This is a genomic window from Secundilactobacillus paracollinoides, from assembly GCF_001702155.1.
Taxonomy (GTDB): Bacteria; Bacillota; Bacilli; order Lactobacillales; family Lactobacillaceae; genus Secundilactobacillus; species Secundilactobacillus paracollinoides.
This window is the reverse complement of the sequence record NZ_CP014912.1, coordinates 2,057,844-2,074,158: the sequence shown is the minus strand read 5'-3', so window position 1 is coordinate 2,074,158 and position 16,315 is coordinate 2,057,844. Positions and strand designations below refer to the sequence as shown.

The 16,315-nt window shown below is 47.8% G+C and carries 12 protein-coding genes, 10 tRNA genes, 1 pseudogene and 1 riboswitch; of the genes and pseudogenes, 3 read left to right on the top strand and 20 right to left on the bottom strand.

Going from position 1 to position 16,315, the window contains the following annotated elements:
• Nucleotides 1-316 precede the first annotated feature (316 nt).
• The 17 genes from AYR61_RS08835 to AYR61_RS08755 all read right to left on the bottom strand — a co-directional run bounded on the left by AYR61_RS08835 (nucleotide 317) and on the right by AYR61_RS08755 (nucleotide 11,857).
• Nucleotides 317-2,827 (bottom strand): ATP-dependent Clp protease ATP-binding subunit, encoded by a 2,511-nt coding sequence (locus tag AYR61_RS08835; protein WP_065902668.1) that lies wholly within the window; start codon nucleotides 2,825-2,827, stop codon nucleotides 317-319.
• A 17-nt stretch (nucleotides 2,828-2,844) separates the two neighbouring features.
• Nucleotides 2,845-3,312, bottom strand: coding sequence for a CtsR family transcriptional regulator (locus tag AYR61_RS08830; RefSeq protein ID WP_065902666.1), 468 nt, complete (start codon nucleotides 3,310-3,312; stop codon nucleotides 2,845-2,847).
• A gap of 426 nt (nucleotides 3,313-3,738) precedes the next feature.
• Nucleotides 3,739-3,810: transfer RNA gene (locus AYR61_RS08825), tRNA-Gly, on the bottom strand.
• 4 nt (nucleotides 3,811-3,814) lie between these two features.
• A tRNA-Thr gene (locus tag AYR61_RS08820) sits at nucleotides 3,815-3,887 on the bottom strand.
• Between the two features lie 92 nt (nucleotides 3,888-3,979).
• Nucleotides 3,980-4,053: transfer RNA gene (locus tag AYR61_RS08815), tRNA-Pro, on the bottom strand.
• 23 nt (nucleotides 4,054-4,076) lie between these two features.
• Nucleotides 4,077-4,150, bottom strand: a tRNA-Arg gene (locus AYR61_RS08810).
• 26 nt (nucleotides 4,151-4,176) lie between these two features.
• Nucleotides 4,177-4,262: transfer RNA gene (locus AYR61_RS08805), tRNA-Leu, on the bottom strand.
• Between the two features lie 19 nt (nucleotides 4,263-4,281).
• A tRNA-Gly gene (locus AYR61_RS08800) sits at nucleotides 4,282-4,353 on the bottom strand.
• 4 nt (nucleotides 4,354-4,357) lie between these two features.
• A tRNA-Thr gene (locus tag AYR61_RS08795) sits at nucleotides 4,358-4,430 on the bottom strand.
• A 26-nt stretch (nucleotides 4,431-4,456) separates the two neighbouring features.
• Nucleotides 4,457-4,538, bottom strand: a tRNA-Leu gene (locus AYR61_RS08790).
• 17 nt (nucleotides 4,539-4,555) lie between these two features.
• Nucleotides 4,556-4,628, bottom strand: a tRNA-Lys gene (locus AYR61_RS08785).
• A gap of 3 nt (nucleotides 4,629-4,631) precedes the next feature.
• Nucleotides 4,632-4,704, bottom strand: a tRNA-Val gene (locus AYR61_RS08780).
• 347 nt (nucleotides 4,705-5,051) lie between these two features.
• A complete protein-coding gene (gene serS, locus AYR61_RS08775; RefSeq protein ID WP_065902664.1) occupies nucleotides 5,052-6,332 on the bottom strand; it encodes a serine--tRNA ligase in 1,281 nt (426 codons plus the stop codon).
• Between the two features lie 306 nt (nucleotides 6,333-6,638).
• Complete coding sequence (locus AYR61_RS08770; RefSeq protein ID WP_054709191.1) at nucleotides 6,639-7,277, bottom strand: deoxynucleoside kinase; 639 nt, start codon at nucleotides 7,275-7,277, stop codon at nucleotides 6,639-6,641.
• A gap of 334 nt (nucleotides 7,278-7,611) precedes the next feature.
• Nucleotides 7,612-8,994: a group II intron reverse transcriptase/maturase gene (ltrA, locus tag AYR61_RS08765; protein WP_065900954.1), complete on the bottom strand. Its 1,383-nt coding sequence runs from the start codon at nucleotides 8,992-8,994 to the stop codon at nucleotides 7,612-7,614.
• A 486-nt stretch (nucleotides 8,995-9,480) separates the two neighbouring features.
• Nucleotides 9,481-10,953: an amino acid permease gene (locus tag AYR61_RS08760; RefSeq protein ID WP_065902662.1), complete on the bottom strand. Its 1,473-nt coding sequence runs from the start codon at nucleotides 10,951-10,953 to the stop codon at nucleotides 9,481-9,483.
• A 129-nt stretch (nucleotides 10,954-11,082) separates the two neighbouring features.
• Nucleotides 11,083-11,254: riboswitch (Lysine riboswitch) on the bottom strand.
• 72 nt (nucleotides 11,255-11,326) lie between these two features.
• Entirely contained in the window at nucleotides 11,327-11,857 is a 531-nt protein-coding gene (locus AYR61_RS08755; RefSeq protein WP_054708796.1) for a GNAT family N-acetyltransferase, read from the bottom strand.
• A gap of 70 nt (nucleotides 11,858-11,927) precedes the next feature.
• Here AYR61_RS08755 and AYR61_RS08750 point away from each other — a divergent pair, with 70 nt between their 5' ends.
• Nucleotides 11,928-12,740 (top strand): alpha/beta hydrolase, encoded by an 813-nt coding sequence (locus AYR61_RS08750; protein WP_056987417.1) that lies wholly within the window; start codon nucleotides 11,928-11,930, stop codon nucleotides 12,738-12,740.
• A gap of 4 nt (nucleotides 12,741-12,744) precedes the next feature.
• Here the strand turns inward: AYR61_RS08750 and AYR61_RS08745 are convergent, their stop codons facing one another.
• On the bottom strand, nucleotides 12,745-12,930 hold the full coding sequence (locus AYR61_RS08745; protein ID WP_054708792.1) for a PspC domain-containing protein: 186 nt from the start codon (nucleotides 12,928-12,930) through the stop codon (nucleotides 12,745-12,747).
• A gap of 165 nt (nucleotides 12,931-13,095) precedes the next feature.
• Complete coding sequence (locus AYR61_RS08740; protein ID WP_065902658.1) at nucleotides 13,096-13,761, bottom strand: phosphatase PAP2 family protein; 666 nt, start codon at nucleotides 13,759-13,761, stop codon at nucleotides 13,096-13,098.
• 197 nt (nucleotides 13,762-13,958) lie between these two features.
• Here AYR61_RS08740 and AYR61_RS08735 point away from each other — a divergent pair, with 197 nt between their 5' ends.
• On the top strand, nucleotides 13,959-14,798 hold the full coding sequence (locus tag AYR61_RS08735) for a sulfite exporter TauE/SafE family protein (RefSeq protein ID WP_065902656.1): 840 nt from the start codon (nucleotides 13,959-13,961) through the stop codon (nucleotides 14,796-14,798).
• A 2-nt stretch (nucleotides 14,799-14,800) separates the two neighbouring features.
• Nucleotides 14,801-15,100, top strand: a pseudogene (locus tag AYR61_RS08730) (DUF1634 domain-containing protein); the annotation flags it as partial.
• 731 nt (nucleotides 15,101-15,831) lie between these two features.
• Here the strand turns inward: AYR61_RS08730 and AYR61_RS08725 are convergent.
• The gene (locus AYR61_RS08725) at nucleotides 15,832-16,314 is read right to left on the bottom strand and encodes a threonine/serine exporter family protein (protein ID WP_054708779.1); all 483 of its coding nucleotides are present in this window, start codon (nucleotides 16,312-16,314) and stop codon (nucleotides 15,832-15,834) included.
• Nucleotide 16,315: the final 1 nt, after the last annotated feature.

Genomic DNA, 16,315 nt, shown 5'->3' with positions numbered 1-16,315 from the left:
TGCTGCACTGCTCTCTTATACCAATACATAATCTCACGTACGCCATATTTATCTATGTTACATTTTACGCTGAGTGATTTCATTTACGCAAGTCCTAAGATTTAACCTGATCTGAGCGGTGACCATGTTAAAGGACCACCTCCTTGCGGTTTCATCAGTAGTCTGCAAGCATCCTAGCGTCGCAAGCCCCGTTAATGAGACGTTAACGGCCACCCGAGCACCGTGAAACGTCACCGATATGAAACCAAATGCCAACAGAAAAAGGGATGGCATCACTTTCGATGTCATCCCTCATTTTAAGACTCATCATGACTGATTACTTACTAGCAACTGGTTCTGATGCGTCCTTCGTTTCTTTAGTCTTAATATCTTTCACGTTGATTGTAATCTTACCTTGACGGGCACCAAGTGTAACTTGGTTGCCAGCCTTGATCTCACCAGAGAGCAAGGATTCACTCAGACGGTCTTCAATCTCCGTTTGCAGTGCCCGCCGAATTGGTCGAGCACCATATTCTGGATCAAACCCCGCATTGGCAATCACATCAATGGCAGCTGGCGTAATCTTGACCCGAATGCCTTGTTCAGCAATTCGGTTAACGACTTGCTTAGCCATCAGCTTAACGATCTGGTGCAATTCGGCCTTCTTCAATGAGTGGAAGATGACAATTTCATCGATCCGGTTCAAGAATTCAGGACGGAATGCTTGTTTCAACGTTTCACGGATAGTGGCAGCCATTGCGTTGTAGTCCTCAGACTTGTCTTCAGCAGCAAACCCAACGGTCTTTTCATCACGTAACGTGGTGGCACCCAGGTTAGAGGTCATGATCATGATGGTGTTTCTGAAGTCCACTTTCCGACCTTTAGAGTCAGTTAGGTAGCCATCATCAAGCACCTGCAACAACAGATTAAAGACGTCTGGGTGGGCCTTTTCAACTTCATCAAAGAGCACAACGGAGTATGGCTTTTGACGGACCTTTTCAGTCAGTTGGCCACCCTCTTCATAACCGACATAACCAGGTGCTGACCCGATCAACCGACTAGTGGAGTACTTTTCCATGTATTCGGACATGTCGACCCGGATCATGTTGTCTTCAGAGCCAAACATTGCTTCGGCCAAGGCCTTAGCAAGTTCCGTCTTCCCAACACCAGTTGGGCCAAGGAACATAAATGAGCCAATTGGACGATTTGGGTCCTTCAGCCCAGAACGGGCACGCCGAATCGCACGAGAGACTGCTGAAACAGCTTCTTCTTGGCCTACGACCCGCTTGTGCAGGACGTTTTCCAGGTTGATCAACCGTTCTTGTTCCGTCCGTTGCAGTTGAGTGGTTGGCACGCCTGTCCACTCAGAAACAACTTCCGCAACATCTTCACCAGTCACGTTGAGGTCATAACGGTTCTCGCCCTCAGCATCCTTGGCTTCAGCGGCCTTCTGGTTCTTCTTTTCAAGCTTTTCACGCAGATCCAGTTCCTGAGTCCGCAACTGAGCAGCCTCTTCAAACCGTTGATCCAAGATTGCGGCTTCGCGCTGATCAGACAATTCTTCAAGCTTAGCTTCCTGAGTCGACCGCTTAGATGGTTTGTCCATCCGGCTGATGCGAACCTTGGCAGCCGCTTCATCCATCAAATCAATGGCCTTGTCTGGCAAGAACCGGTCTGTGATGTAGCGTGATGAGAGCTTAACGGCTTGTTCAACCGCGTCATCCGTAATGTTGGCGTGGTGGTGGTCCTCATAACGTGACCGCAAGCCCTTCAAGATCTCGATTGTTTCATCTTCAGTTGGTTCGTCAACTTGTACCGTTGCAAACCGTCGTTCCAATGCGGCATCAGATTCAATGTACTTTTGGTATTCATCCAACGTAGTGGCACCGATTGTTTGCAGTTCACCACGCGCAAGAGCCGGTTTCAAAATGTTTGACGCATCAATGGCACCTTCAGCGCCACCAGCACCAATCAGTGTGTGCAGTTCATCGATAAACAGGATAACCTGCCCATCGTTGTAAATTTCCTCAATAACCTTCTTCAGACGGTCTTCGAATTCACCACGGTACTTGGTGCCGGCAACCAGGGAGCCCATGTCAAGCGCCATCAGACGCTTATTTTGCATATCTTCCGGAACGTCCCCAGCAACAATGCGTTGGGCAAGGCCTTCAGCAATCGCTGTTTTACCAACACCAGGTTCACCGATCAAAACAGGGTTGTTCTTAGTCCGGCGTGACAAGATCTGGATAACTCGGCGAACTTCCTTGTTTCGGCCAACCGTTGGATCCATTTGGTCGTCCCGTGCCAATTGTGTCAGATCACGCGCTAACGAATCCAAAGTTGGCGTGCCGCCCTGTTGCTTTGCGCGGCCACGTTGGGCGCCGCGACGTTTGTCTTGCGTTTCGCTGACACCAAGCTTACGCATAATCACTTTGCGTGCCTGTGCCAGATCAATGTTTAAGTTCATTAGGATACGTGAGGATAAAATCGTTTCGTCACTTAAAAGTGCCAGCAGGATATGTTCTGTGCCAATCTTAGTTGACCCGATTCGCTTAGCTTCATCGCCAGCAACCGACAGCATGTCCTTGGCCTTTGGCGAGTATAGCAGATAAGTGTCCTTATCCACGTTGCCTAAAGTGCCATAACCTGTAAACCGTTCAATTTCTTCGCGCACATCGTCTTCACTAATGGAGAACTGTTGTAAGACCTTGTTTGCGATCCCGTTCTTCTCAATAGTGAGTGCTAAAAGTAAGTGTTCAGTACCAACCGCTTGGTGCTTAAAATACTTGGCTTGCTCCTGTGCCAATGCCAATACGCTCTTTGCACTTGGGGTAAAAAGATTGTCCATATCAATTCCTCACTTTCTTAGCTTTCGTAGCGCAGATGCTTTAAAATACTGACTAAGATCCGTGCCCGTAAGCCGTTTTCTTGTGCGCGGTTATCCATCTTCAAAGTGTCTTTACTAATAATCGTCAAAATGATATTCGCTTCGCGTCTACCAATGACGTCACTTTCATAAAGTCCCTGTATTACAGCATAACCGTCTCGTTGACCAATTGAATCACCAATCGTTTCAATCAAAGAGTCGAGCACATCCGTATCATCCAAAAGATTGACTTTTTCGATCCGGATGTAGCCGCCACCCCCGCGTTTACTTTCTACCAAATAACCGTTCGATAATGTGAAGCGCGTCTTGATAACGTAATTAATCTGAGAAGGCACGACGTTAAAGAGATCGGCAACCTCAGATCGGCGAATTTCAACGTGCTCGGCGTCCGATAAGATCTGCTTTAAGTACTTTTCAATAATATCGGAGATGTTTTGATTTTGCACGCTTCTTCCCTCCATTCACCAACTCAACAATTTACTTTGACTAATGTTGACTTTCATTATACGAATCTTTGGTAAAAAAGCAAAGCATTATACTTTAATTATAACGATAAAACAGGCAAATTACTGATTTAAATGGGATTTCTTTAAATAATTTATTGAGACCCGCGCACAGAACTCAGACAATTGGGTCACACATGTCGACGTGAACTTCACTGCAGTCTCGACACCTAAAATGAAAAAGGTGAGACGGGCGCTTTAACCCTGATTACACCGGAACTCACGCCACGATGGCAGGTTTTAACAGTTGCGTTTCTTCCTATTAAAACCACCATCCCATTCACAAGCCGAAACAAAACGTCCCATCACAGACGACCCGCAGGTCATTCGTGATGAGACGTTAGTGTTTTGATCTTGTGAAACATGCGAAGCGGAAGACGGGATTCGAACCCGCGACCCCCACCATGGCAAGGTGATGTTCTACCACTGAACTACTTCCGCATCATGCCGACTAGAGGATTCGAACCTCCGACCTCCTCATTACTAGTGAGATGCTCTGCCAACTGAGCTAAGTCGGCAATTGAAAAATTGCCTATCTGCCGTTTCAAATCAGCACTGCAATTACCAATAAAAAAGCGCCCGACTGGTGGCCAGACGTGGTAATCGTCTATCGGGAAAACAAGATTTGAACTTGCGACCCCCACGTCCCGAACGTGGTGCTCTACCAAGCTGAGCTACTTCCCGATTGCTGTTTAGAAACAACAAAATGCACCCAGTAGGAGTCGAACCTACAACCTTCTGATTCGTAGTCAGACACTCTATCCAATTGCGCTATGGGTGCATAATAACTATTAAATTGTGAAACAATGCCGAGGACCGGGATCGAACCGGTACGGTCATCACTGACCGCAGGATTTTAAGTCCTGTGCGTCTGCCAATTCCGCCACCCCGGCAGGAAAATGACGCTCTAAAAGCGGAAGACGGGATTCGAACCCGCGACCCCCACCATGGCAAGGTGATGTTCTACCACTGAACTACTTCCGCACAATGCCGACTAGAGGATTCGAACCTCCGACCTCCTCATTACTAGTGAGATGCTCTGCCAACTGAGCTAAGTCGGCGAAAGTGAATTTACTATTCAATTTGATGCGGGTGAAGGGACTCGAACCCCCACGTCATAAGACACTAGAACCTAAATCTAGCGCGTCTGCCAGTTCCGCCACACCCGCGTGGTGTACCTGGATAATGAGCCGTGACAGGCTCGAACTGTCGACCCTCTGATTAAAAGTCAGATGCTCTACCAACTGAGCTAACGGCTCAAATGGAGGATACAGGGCTCGAACCTGTGACCCTCTGCTTGTAAGGCAGACGCTCTCCCAACTGAGCTAATCCTCCATAAAACGAATGGGATATCATGTGAAGCCGTTGCAGTCGACCTCGTCGAAACAACTATTTCATATTATCATCTCAAGTAATTGATGTCAACATCTTTTTTTGAGAAGGTTGAATAGTTATGCATCTCGAAACGTGTTCCTAATCAACTGCAAGAAATACTATACACTCCTTTTTAAAAAAAAGCTACCCCCTTTTTCAAATTAAATTCATTTAATTGGGCGTAGGGATGACTCGTTTTCACCATCATTTCAATCGCTCAAAAACAAAAAGAACTCACCCACCCCACAAGGATGAATAAGTTCTCTTTTTTATCTCATAAACATGTATTTAGACTGGCTGGTTATGCACTAGTCTTCTTTTGTGATCTTAGTTTGACCACCCATGTAAGGTTGCAATGCTTCTGGAATATCAACCGTCCCATCAGCGTTTTGGTAGTTTTCCAAAACAGCGGCTACCGTTCGGCCAACAGCTAAACCAGAGCCGTTCAACGTGTGGACATACTGGAGCTTACCATTGTCGTCACGGTATTGAATGTGTGCCCGCCGTGCTTGGAAGTCGGTCGTGTTTGAGCAACTGGAAATTTCACGGTACCGGTCTTGGAATGGCAGCCAGACTTCAAGGTCATGGGTCATCGCAGCAGTAAAGCTCATGTCTCCCGTCGTCAAGGTGATAACGTGGTAGGCCAGACCGAGTTTTTGCAACAGTTCCTCAGCATGGGTCGTTAATGATTCCAGCTCGTTCCATGAGTCTTCCGGCTTCGTGAACTTCACCATTTCGACCTTGTTGAATTGGTGCAACCGGATCAGTCCACGGGTATCACGACCCGCACTCCCCGCTTCAGAACGGAAGGCAGGTGTCAAAGCAGTAAAGTAAACTGGCAATTTTTCGGTTGGAATCACTTCATCGCGATAGTAGTTGACCAGTGGGACTTCCGCCGTTGGAATCAACGTTTCGTCAGCTTCCTTCAACGAATAAACGTCTTCCTTAAACTTTGGAAACTGGCCCGTTCCGAACATGGACTCACTGTTGACCATGTACGGTGGTAAGACTTCAGTAAAGCCTGCCTTTTCGTTTTCATCCAGGAAGAAGTTGTAAATGGCCCGTTCCAACCGTGCCCCTTGGCCGACATAGTACAGGAAACGACTACCAGATACCTTTGCGCCACGTTCAAAATCAAGAATGCCCAGGTCTTCACCGATCTCCCAATGGGACTTTGGTTTAAAGTCGGCAAACGTTGGAATCTCGCCCCACTTACGCAGTTCAACACTACCATCCTCTGTCAGTCCGACTGGAACTTCGTCATTCGGAATGTTTGGCAGCCGTGACGTCTTATCGGAAACGTCTTCGGCAATGGTAGTCAATTGTTCATCCAACGCCTTAATGTCAGCGCTGACCTGTTTCATTTGCTCAATCTTATCGCTGGCGTCTTCCTTGTTGCGCTTTAACTGAGAAATTTCATCTGACACCGTGTTTCGGTTGGCCTTCATGGTCTCACTCTTCACGATGAGGTCACGTCGTTTCTGGTCTAAGGCCAGTAAGTCGTCGATCTCCTGCGCGTCAACACCACGGGTTGCCAACTTTTCCTTCACGAAATCCGTTTCAGTCCGGATCAACTTTAAATCAAGCATAATAGTACTTCTCCCTTCGTTATTGTACCGTCAAAAAAAGCCTCCGCCCCAAAAAATTGGGACGAAGACTTCGCGGTACCACCCAAGTTTGCGGCCTCTGCCACACACTCTCATCGGTAACGGCGATCACCGTACAGGATTAACTGTCCGCTTTCGTGTGATGGAGTTTCGGTCAACGGCTCACAGCTCACACCGTCTCTCTGGAAGACCTACTAAAGTCACACTGCGTTTTGATTACTGTCACTATATTACGATATTTGACCCCTATTTACAAGTCACGTCACCGTAAACTTGATCACAGGCTTTTTATAGCGCGAGGGATGCCATTTTCTCATCGACAAGATCCAGCACTTTTTGTTGGGCATCCTGATCTTCAACGAAGTCCAATTCGTCTCCATTGATCATCATCTTAGGTGACTTATTGTAGTTGGCATACCAATCCACATAGCGTTCATCTAACTGCTTGTAGTAGTCGTAAAGGCTTGGGTCTTGTGCCACTTGCTCGTATGATCGGCCACGTTTCTTGATCCGGTTCAACATCGTATCAAACGAAATGTTGATGTGGATCAAAAGATCAGGGTTCTTTTTATGAACCGCATTCGGCAGTTCTTCCATCATGTTTTGAAGTAAGGAGTCATAAATGTCCACTTCAGTCTGTGTGGCCCGGCCCATATCAGCGTTGAGTTTAAACAGCAATGAGTCTTCAAAGATCGACCGGTCGAGCACCGTTTCGTCATCCTTAAAAGCCTGCTTAATGCTGTCCAACCGTTTGTTCAAGAAATAGATCTGTAACAAGAACCCATATTTCTTGGGGTCTTGATAAAACAACGGCAAAATTTCATTGTCCTCAACGGATTCGTAAAACGCCGGTTTGTTTAAATGGTCAGCCAGCAGGTTCGTTAAACTTGTCTTGCCGGCACCAATAGTTCCTGAAAGTACAATCATGGCTTAAAATTCTCCTTTAACCTTCAAAAGTCAGTACCACCCATTGTATCATCAGGCCAGTGAAATGCAATATGTTGTGGCAAATTATTTCATAGACTTCGTGATCAGCATTCAATAGAAATTGTAACGATGGCTGTTTAATACCATTCTATCAGCATACTGCGGCATTTGATTCATCTGAGCTTAGTATGGCATTCAGGACAACAGAATGACATTCCAGTTTATCGTATTGAAAGTGCTGACTTGTAAAATCGAGTAGGAGGTAATTGATTAATTCAATTACCGACCTCTCACACCACCGTACGTACGGTTCCGTATACGGCGGTTCAATAATTTAAGCACTTTGTATTGACTGGAGTGTCTTGCTCATATTGATGAGTCCAAGGCGTTCCAGTCTTTTGTTTGTCAGAGTATAGGTCAATGTCTTGCTATGCGCAGTTCGCCAATAACCCTTACGGGTATTGGCCATTGTATAAGCACTGGTGCCAGAAAGCCCCAGTTTTACAAGATGATTGACCTTTGTTTTGAGCTTCTTCCACTGTTTCCAAATATACTGGCGAATCCTTGCTCGCAACCATTCGTCTAAGTGACGGATAAAATTGGTCATTTTCCCGACCGAATAGTACTGTAACCACCCACGCATCTTTTGATGAATCTCGTTAAACACCAGGTTTAACGAAACGCCCCGATTGCGCTTGGTCATTTTCCTGAGTGCAGACTTGATGCGTTGCTTGGCCTGCCAAGCAGGTCGCGCATACGCACCTCCTCGACCAACCCCCAAGGAAAATCCCAGGAACTTGGCCCGCAGAGGCGAACTTACTGATGTCTTGTCCTCATTGACGGTGACCTTTAGGTCGCCTTCAAGAAAGCGAGTAACATTAGTCAGAACCCGTTCTCCAGCACGTTTGCTTCGGACATAAATATTACAATCGTCCGCATAGCGGACAAACTTATGACCTCTGGAAGTTAACAGCTTATCCAGTTCGTTGAGATAAATGTTAGCCAAAAGTGGCGATAAGGGGCCACCTTGAGGGGTGCCTTTATCACTTCGTTCAAATAGACCACCATTCATGACACCGCTGGTTAGGAAGCGACGAATGAGATGCAGTATCCATGGATCCGTAATATACTGCTCAATAAATTTAATAAGCAGATCGTGGTTGACCGTATCGAAGTATGCTTTTAAATCGAGATCCACGACATAGTGATAGCCCTGATTGTAGAACTGAACCACTCTATCAATGGCATCTTTAGCACTTCGATTCGGTCGGAACCCAAAACTATTATCTGAGAAGACACGCTCAAATGTTGGCACCATGACTTGCGCCATGGCTTGTTGAACAAGTCGGTCAATCACAGTTGGTATTCCGAGCTTGCGTTTACCACCATTAGGTTTGGGAATTTCAACCCGCTTAACGGGACGAGGCCGATAGGTCTCGTTTTGTAAAGCTTGCAGTAATTCCTGTTTATGTTTCCTCAAGTAGGGCAACAGTTCGTCAACGGTCATTCCGTCTAGTCCTGCTGCACCTTTGTTTCTGCAGACGCGAAGATAAGCCTCGTTCAGGTTATTTCGGTCTAAGACTAACTCTTGAAACTTAGTGCCGTTCATCATCGTATTTTCACCAGAGTCAGTGCTACGCACCCCGACTTGTTCTTGGGCTTCCAGTCCTACTGTCCGCCGGCGGTCAGCTTTTTCTGTATTCTGCGGTTGTTGCACTGTCTCCACCTCCAATATCAATGATGACCTATTATTGTTCAGCCCTTCGTGGCAGATACCACTACTATGGCCTCGGCTGACTCCTGTATCGTTCTGCACCACATCACTGCGATGTTTGTTCCTGTGGCGCTTAGCGCGCCTCTTGTCGGGAACGTACGATACAGGCCTCCCCGGGTAAGAACGCCCACTTTCGTACCATGTCATTGCCAGCTTTACTGCGATGGCCTCGAGTAGTATTGGACTTTGGTTTGTTTGGCAACCTCGTCCGACCAACACAGCCTTATAGCTGATTCTTGTACATCAATGCGGTACTTTGTCGCCGACTTCCTTCAGATTCCACCTCACGATGGACACCCTTGTCATTGACTTGCGGTTCCGACTACTACGGCCCGAAACGGACTTTCACCGTCTAGTTGGCGCCCATGCCGGGCGCACCAAAAAAGCCGGCAACCTTCTGGTCTACCGACTTTTAAGAATCACATTCAATTAAGCTTCTTCATCATCCGTTGTTTCATCCCGTTTGTGAGGCTCAACATCGACCTCATCAAGCGGAATCATCTTTGTGTGGTGCCGGATCTTGTAGTAGAAGAACAGCACGATAAACAGTGGCACACTCAGGTAAGTGACCAGAATCTTCTCCCAGTCAAAGTGGACAAATGAACCAGGATCTTGACCCACGATCACCACGATACAGAGGATCAGTGCCAGAATTGGTCCCAGTGGGAACCACTTGGCATGGTATTTCAGCTCAGATTCCTTGTGGCCCTGCTTAACAAAAGCACGCCGGAAGCGGAAATGAGAAATCGCGATGCCGACCCAGGCGATGAATCCAGTCAGACCGGACGCCGCCACGAGCCATACGTACACTTGCGGTCCCGCAATACTTGCGATGAAGGTCAGCGCACCAACAACCGTGGTGGCCACCTGTGCACGCAATGGCACCCCATGCTTCGTCGTGTGTTCAAAGTACTTTGGTGCGTACCCGTCAAGTGACAGGGAGTAAAGCATCCGTGAAGAAGCATACATCCCAGAGTTCACAGCTGAGATCACTGACGTTAAAATAACGGCGTTCATGACACTGGCAGCCGCAGCGAGACCAGCCCGCTTAAAGACAAGCGTGAATGGACTGATGGCAATATCTGAAGCAGACGAGCCCAACAGATCAGGACTCGTGTATGGAATAATACATGCAATGACAAAAATAGCAAAAATGTAGAAGAGCAAAATCCGCCAAAAGACCTGATTGATGGCCTTTGGGATACTCTTTTCGGGCGTTTTGGATTCGCCGGCAGTAATTCCGACTAATTCAGTCCCTTGGAAGGAGAACCCAGCAACCACGAACACACTCAGCGTTGCGGGCAGCCCACCAACAAATGGGGCCTTCTTATACGTGAAGTTTTCAAGTCCAGTGGCGTGGCCGCCCATGACCCCAATAATCGTTAACACGCCGACGATCAGGAAAATGATGACGGTAATGACTTTGATCATCGCCATCCAGTATTCCGTTTCACCAAACGCTTTAACCGTGAGTGCATTGATCAAAAAGATGAGGACCAGGACCGCGACACTCCAGATCCAACTGGGAATGTTCGGCAGCCAATACTTCATGACCAGCGCTGCAGTACTGATATCGACCGCCAGCGTGATGGCCCAGTTAAACCAATAATTCCAGCCCATCGCAAATCCTAAGGCTGGGTCAACATACTTGGTTGAATACGTGGCAAACGAGCCGGAAACGGGCATATTCGTGGCCATTTCACCCAAACTCGTCATCAGGAAGTACACCATGGCACCCATGGCAACATAAGCGACTAAGGCACCTCCTGGACCGGCAGTGGAAATCGCAGAACCGCTCGCAACGAACAGCCCCGTCCCAATACTACCGCCAAGCGCGATCATCGATAGATGGCGTGTTTTCAGTTCACGCTTCACCTGATGATCGTTATCATTATCTGCCATGCTAAATTCCTCTCACTTTCCTAACAGCTAACCCTCATTTGAATTAACCGGAATTTCATTTTGCAAATAGAAAAACGGCCTGCCCGCAGTTCACCCGCGAGAAGACCGATCAATAGGTTCATCGTCATCATCGTAGGAAGCTCTCCGCGGTTCGCGACAGTGCCAGCCCTATTAAGACTGACCCCAGCATGGTGACGGATCAGGGTCACCACACTTCGGCAAAACTTCCTTTAACTGCGGCTTAACGGCACTGATCTGCCTCACCGCAGCGACTCATAAGTCCTGCGCCTCTTCTATTCGATAGGTACATATTATACCGATTGGGTGACGTTTGCAATCAGTATTCGGTTCTATGGTGAATCCTCATCAAACCTTAACTAAGTTCGCGTTGATAGATCAGCTCGAGTTTTCCCGGCTGATACAACGCGTGATCCGAATGTTGATACCGGTCAACTAATTCAAATCTCAATTTCACTAAAACACGCTGTGAGCGTTCATTCTCATCGAGGGAACTCGCCCAGAGACGCTGAAACAGCCGTTCTTTTGAGACGTAATCGATCAGCGCCTGGCCAGCTTCAGGCATGTACCCGCGCCCCCAAAACGCCTGGTTCAGCACGTAGCCCAATTCACTTTCATCATAAATCGGACTGCCATCACTGCCCATTTTTTCATACAAACCAATACTGCCGATTACTTTTTCCGTGCGCCGTTCAACCAGCGCGTAGACCATCCCAGTCGTCATCGCGCGCTGCAGCATAAACTGAGCATCTTCCATCGTCCGTGCCGTTTGGAAACCGGCCGCAATAGCGCTATTAGGATTTCCCACGATTTCAAAATAATCCGCGAGGTCCGATTCTAAAAATGGCCGCAGCATCATGCGGTCTGTTTGCAATTGCAACGTCATTATCCTTCGTCCTTTGCCTAAAGTGCGTTAAACTTAATCGTAAACTCAATCCATTATAGGTGATGATACGATAAAAATCATTAAAGAGACCCTGGCAGAAGATGCCACGGCCTATCTAAGAGGGTACATCAAGGACGCTGATGATACCAGTACTCACGAGAATTATCCGGCAGTAATCGTTGTCCCTGGCGGCTCCTACACGCACATTCCAGAAGCTCAGGCAGAGACCTTAGCGCTGGCATTTTCCAATTTAGGCTACCAGTGTTTTTACCTGCGTTACCATTTTGCCGGTGAAAAGAAACCGCTGCTGCCTGCGCCCGTTATCGATTTAGCCCAAGCGGTGGCACTGGTTCGCCGGCATGCCGACGAGTGGCACGTCGATGCAAACACCATTGTGATTGCCGGCTTTTCCGTTGGCGGTCACATTGTGAGTCTTTACAGCGACTACTGGCACACTGACTGGCTCAAAACGCAATCAGGCAGCGCCTCGATCAGTCTTAAACCACAAGCAGTTATCTTAGGCTACCCCGTGATCAATCCCGCGCTTGGGTTCCCGACCGACGCTGAAACATTAGCCGCTTGGACCTCGACGCCAGACAAATTTGCCGCAGACCAGCACGTTTCTGCGGCTAATCCGCCCACCTTTATTTGGGTCACAGGTGATGATCCGCTGGTGCCGGCCAAAAATAGTCTGGCGTACGCCAAAGCTCTTGCGGAAAACAACATTCCCTACGAACTGCACGTTTTCCACCATGGTCCGCATGGTATCGCACTCGCGAACCATCTCACGGCTTGGAAACGAGATGCTGACCAACCTCACGTGGCCCACTGGCTTAAACTGGCAGAGGAGTGGCTAAACGAGACGTTAACGCAAACGGAATGACCGGTTATTTTTCAGGGATAACGACAGCGGCACCAATGTATACCAACAGGCCGCCCAAACCACCAGTTGCAACACTTAGGACGACGTAGCCCAAACGCACCCAAGCCGGATCCCAATCAAAATATTCCGCGATGCCGCCTAAAACGCCTGAGAAAATCCGTTGATCTGAACGTGTTAATCGTTTATTCATGATAATCATCCCTTCTTTTTGCAAATCGTCAGAAATGCTTCAAATGAACCATTCTTCTCCCTCTTAATGTACTAAATGGCACTGGCAACGTCCATTGTATTGCTCATTTAGTCCTAAAAAAGCTGAGGTCTAATCCAGACCTCAGCTTTTTTATACGGCAACTCGCTACAACACAGACCGTTGTGTCAGGTGCCAATTTTTTAATTTTGGAGCCAACCACAGATACAACCACTCAGCAATCTGCAACCAGGCGTAACCCAGTAACATCGCACCGATGGTATCGGTTGGGTAATGCGCACCAAGGTACACACGTGAAAAGGCAACGAGCGCCAACCAGATGACCATTAACGTTCTAATGAGCACCCGGTGCCACATGGTCGACAATAGCGGTACCGCAATGATCCAGAGAATGGCGACAAGTAAGAAGGTGCCAAAAACGTGACCACTTGGAAAACTATAGCCGCTATCCGACGCCAAATGACCAATTGGTCGTTGACGCGCAACGATGTGTTTGACGATAAACGCAACCACGTCACCGCCAATGAGCGTCCCTAGCGCCCATAACGCAGGAATTTTATACTTAAATCCCCACAAGAGAAAACCGATCACGAGCACCCATATGATATCCATTGTTGGACTCGCTAAGGTCGTGATCAACTTAAATAATACGTCCTTTGTCCCCGTGGTATGCTTTTGAACTGCTGAGACCAGGATGTCATCCATGAACTGGAGCGGGCCGGAATGGTCCATGACAACCTTCATCAAAAACACTAGAAAAGCCCCACTGATCAGCAAACGAAAAGGCCGATCCCGTTCTGGTTCGATGATCATAATGATGATTCCTCCACTGATTATTCACCACAGTTAAACACTGCAAAATCGAGTATAGCATAAAATAAGCACCTATCTTGACCTATTTTAGAAAAGAAACATTTGCTTAACAATTCGATTATGCTATGTTTAGTGCAGTGTCGTTTTTACAAAACGGCCAATTCATACATATTTTTAATTCAAATTGAGGTGAGTTTATGGGCTTTAGTATCCTTTTAATGATGGGTGTCGGCCTGGCCACCGGCATTGTCGGGGCGATTCTTGGTCTTGGCGGTGGCATCGTCGTCACCCCCGTATTAACACTAGCCATGGGTCTCGATATTAAATACGCCATTGGTGCAAGCATTATCGCGGTCATTGCAACGAGTTCCGGCTCAACCATCGCCTATCTGCATGATGATGTGTTGAACTTGCGGGTTGCCATGTTCTTGGAGATCGCCACGACCATCGGCGCAATCATGGGTGCGCTGCTGACAGGCGTTCTCAATCCTAAGTACCTGTACTTTTTGTTTGGTGCCCTGCTCCTGTTCTCCGGCTGGAATATGTATCGTAAATTACGCCGCAGTGCCGAATCAGAGCGAACCGTTCAGGATGATGCGATTGCAACGAAGCTCAAGTTAAACGGCACCTACTTTGACAAAGCGTCATTTAAACAGGTCGACTATCAAGTCACCAATGTCCCCCAGGGGTTTGTTGTGATGCTGGGTGCCGGGTTAGCCAGTGGACTGCTTGGGATTGGCTCAGGTGCCTTCAAAGTAACCGCCATGGATACCTTCATGAAGATGCCGCTCAAACCATCATCTGCCACAAGTAACCTGATGATGGGCGTAACCGCAGCAGCCAGCGCCACCGTGTACTTTTTTAATGGTGCAATTCTGCCAAACATCGCGGTGCCGTTAGCACTAGGCATTCTGGTGGGTGCCGTGCTGGGTACGCGCATCATGCAAGTCCTACCATCACGAGTCATTCGCATGATTTTTATTCCGGTGATCTTATTGATCGGCTTACAAATGATTTTTAAAGGATTTGGAGGCTAGTAATGGATAAACAACAAAACACGTCGCCAACTACGACGGCCGAAATGAATCATATCGAAGCCATTATCGGCCGAATCCTGCAGATTGGTGTCAGCATCGCTGCCATCGTCATGTTACTCGGCTTGATTCTGCTTATCGCCAACGGTGGTAAAACCGGGTATCCGACAAATGTCCATCCAACAACGATACATGCCATTATGACGGGCGTCACCCAGCTGAAACCCTATGCTGTGATGATGCTGGGTCTGTTCTGCCTGATACTGACACCAATTTTAAGAGTGGTCGTATCGATCTTTGCTTTTTGAAAAGAACGTGACCGAATGTATGTGGTGATTACGACGGTTGTGTTGGTGATTTTGGGGGTTAGTTTTGTGATCTAGAGTGTGGAGGAAGGCGGTTAAGGGGCGTTGTGTAAGTGACTCTGACCGAAAAGTCCGGGTCTGACTTTTTGGTCAGAGTCACTTACACGTTAGCCCCTTGCCTTCCGGAACACGTTTCGACGCCAAGAAACCAAAGCACCAAAGCAGCCAGGGTCTTTAGCAAACAATCGCAAAAAGCAACAAAAACCACTGTTACAATACCAGTTCATGATAAAAACAACAAACCGATGCCCAGCTCAAACTTCACAGTTGAAGCGTGAGCAGGATATCGGTTTGTTGTTTTTGAGTAATGTGTCGTTCTGAAGTAACTGTTTTCGCTCGGGCGGTTCTGGTCCAATAAGTCGATCCGCATACTGGGTTCATGACTCACTGAGTCCCAGTCTACGTACTTTTCTCCTTAGCTAGATCGAGTAGAAACACACTCAGCAAGCCACGGACGGCCATGTCACGGACGCTGGCAAATGTGCCAGTTCTACATTCTGCGGTCATAATGCATTGCGGATCTGGCTACGTGCTTTCCCCTTATCTAGTGGAAACGCGTTCAGCAAGGCACGGGGCTACTGCATAAGGGACTCTGGTCAAAAAAGTCAGGCCCGGACTTTTCTGACCAGAGTCCCTTATGCTCCGCCCCTAACCGCCTTGCTTCACGCTCTCTACAGTTTCGCATTTCTCCCATGCTCATGTCGCCATTTACTTGAAAACCTCAGCATAATTCTTGCTTGCAGGCGATTAAACAATTCCGCCAACAGAAACCCAAACGCAATTGCGCCCGCTATTTCTGCGACTTCTAGCAGGTATTGTAACGCCGTACTTGAATTGCCTAACGCGAAATTTTTCACCATTTGATAGGCTTGGCCACCCGGCACAAACGGTACCAGACTTGGGATATTGAAATTGATCACCGGCATTTTTAGCCAGCGAGCCGCCTGCATACTTAATACGCCAATCAGAACAGCGCCGAGGAAGTTGCCGCCGACGATGCCGCCACCTGCCATCAAGTACAATTTATAGGCCAGAAAACTCAACAAGCCGATCCAACCGCTGGTGTTTAACGCGCGGCGCGGAATATTGAGAATAATCCCAAAAGCGACGGTGGACACGTACGTTAAAATAAGGTCGATCACTAAAGTTAACATC